This window comes from Rugamonas fusca (genome assembly GCF_014042365.1).
GTDB classification, from domain to species: Bacteria; Pseudomonadota; Gammaproteobacteria; order Burkholderiales; family Burkholderiaceae_D; genus Rugamonas; species Rugamonas fusca.
Genome location: NZ_JACEZS010000057.1, coordinates 1 through 1,331 on the forward strand (window position 1 = coordinate 1; position 1,331 = coordinate 1,331).

The following is a 1,331-nucleotide window of genomic DNA, read 5'->3' on the forward strand; positions in this document are numbered from 1 at the left end:
TTTGGCATTGCTGCCACCGCTATTGCTAGCGGGTCGCTCACTCAAAATACTGACAGGCCACTTCCTAAGAAGCGTCCTATTTCATTTATTTCTTGTGAACATTTGATATTTTAAGTATCGCGGAGACGAACTCCGCGTGCACTTCCATCAAACGCCCACACTTATCGACTGTGAATTGTTAAAGAACTTTATTCGGTACTGCGTTGCTGCGAAGCGTTTTGTTCGTCAGCAGAGAGATGAGATTATGCGGTGTTTCGTTCAGCTCGTCAACCCCTCGTTTTCTTCACTTAACTCGCATTTGCATGCATCGTTTCGCGAGGGACCGAACTATAGCAAACATACCGCTGGCTTGGCAAGTCCTACAGTCAGGCATGACGGAATTCCGCTGGTAGTTGTCAGGACTTGCAATAAAGGCAATTAGACACTAGAATTTACCAAGCGGAAAGATTGTTAATAAGGTATTTCTGCCCATTGGTACATTTATATCCGCCAGATTAATCGAGCAACCTGGTCTGGCATCTCATTAAGGAATTCTATGCGAACATTGCAGATCAAATCTTCCCTCGCGCTCGTATTGGGCCTGTCACTCGCAGTGCCGGCTTTTGCCGCTAACCCATTTGAGCCAGGTGCCTATGTCGGCCTCAATCTGGGCAGGGCCAGCATCTCATCGAAGTATGTTGAAAGTGGAAATGATGCGAGCGGTACGCTCGCGATTGGATACCAGGCAACGCCAAATTTTGGTGCGGAGGTATTCGCCCAAACGTTAAGCTTTGATCCGTTCAAAGGACTTCTTGCGGCGCCAGGAAATTATCCGGATAGCCATATCGGCGTCGCTGTGCTGGGCTCGGTCCCGGTCAGCGATCAATTCAGCGTTTATGGCCGCCTGGGTATCGGCCGCACGCGTATGCCATCCACCAGAACATCGCTGCCGACCACGCACGAAACCGACCCTAGCATCGGTATCGGTGTCAGCTATGCATTCAACCGCCAATGGTCAGCAAACCTGGAAGCATCGCGCCTGACGAAAACCGAGGTCAATTTCCTTACCGTGGGACTGCGTTTCCAATTCTGATATCGAAGACGAAAAAAACCCGTCAACACAAAAGTCAGCGCTTTTTTCATGGTGAAGCACGGCAATGCCGTGCAAAACACATGGCCGCAGAATGCGAAAAACCCGCCAGATCTCTCTGGCGGGTTTTTCTATATAACTAGCTTGACGATAACCTACTTTCACACTGGTTGCAGCACTATCATCGGCGCAGAGTTGTTTCACGGTCCTGTTCGGGATGGGAAGGGGTGGGACCAACTTGCTATGGTCATCAAGCTTTGAC

The 1,331-nt window shown here is 49.7% G+C and carries 1 protein-coding gene and 1 rRNA gene; one reads left to right on the top strand and one right to left on the bottom strand.

The genetic code is table 11. The annotated features are described in order from the left end of the window. The first annotated feature begins 535 nt into the window (after positions 1-535). On the top strand, positions 536-1,072 hold the full coding sequence (locus tag H3H36_RS26275) for a porin family protein (protein ID WP_182220981.1): 537 nt from the start codon (positions 536-538) through the stop codon (positions 1,070-1,072). A gap of 139 nt (positions 1,073-1,211) precedes the next feature. Here the strand turns inward: H3H36_RS26275 and rrf are convergent. Further along, positions 1,212-1,324: ribosomal RNA gene (gene rrf, locus H3H36_RS26280) — 5S ribosomal RNA — on the bottom strand. Positions 1,325-1,331: the final 7 nt, after the last annotated feature.

Excerpts from the sequence above, each read along its gene's own strand:
- H3H36_RS26275 (WP_182220981.1), top strand. The coding sequence starts at position 536 with ATGCGAACATTGCAGATCAAATCTTCCCTCGCGCTCGTATTGGGCCTG.